Annotated in this window: 1 protein-coding gene; it reads left to right on the plus strand. The window is 66.2% G+C overall.

Features of this window, described 5'->3' with window-relative positions; translation table 11 throughout:
* Window positions 1–96: 96 nt before the first annotated feature.
* Window positions 97–557: MFS transporter (locus ACFP1K_RS41230; RefSeq protein WP_380764070.1), on the plus strand; the 461-nt coding region annotated here is incomplete at its 3' end.

Consider the following 557-nt stretch of genomic DNA (forward strand, 5'->3'; position numbering starts at 1 on the left):
TGACCGCGTTGTGGCCGCTTCGTAAAGTCAGCACAGGTTTTCATCATACAGGAAAGTTTCCCGTATTGCGGAAACTGGCGACGAAGGAGTCGGCCCGTGCACACTTCCGCGGCAGAACCGGCCGAGCTCGGCAGGCAACGCTGGTTCCGGTTGCTCCCGGTCGCGTTCGTCACCTACTCGCTGGCGTATCTCGACAGGTCCAACTTCGCCATCGGCGTCGCCGGCGGGATGGAGCAGGACCTGCAGCTCAGCGGTGCGGTGTCCTCGCTCATCGGGGCTTCGTTCTTCCTCGGCTACTGCTTGTTCCAGATCCCCGGCACGCTGTACGCGGAACGCCGCAGCGTCCGCGAGCTGATCTTCTGGTGCACCCTCGCCTGGGGTCTGCTCGCGGCGGCGCAGGGGCTGCTGCACAGCGCCTGGCTGCTCGTCCTCGTGCGCTTCCTGCTCGGTGCGGTGGAGGCCGCCGTGCTGCCGGCGATGGTCGTGTTCCTCGCGCGCTGGTTCACCAAGCGGGAGCGCGGCAGCGCCAACGCGGTGCTCATCCTGGGCAATCCGAT

Source organism: Sphaerisporangium aureirubrum, from assembly GCF_042658925.1.
In the GTDB taxonomy this organism is placed as follows: domain Bacteria; phylum Actinomycetota; class Actinomycetes; order Streptosporangiales; family Streptosporangiaceae; genus Sphaerisporangium; species Sphaerisporangium aureirubrum.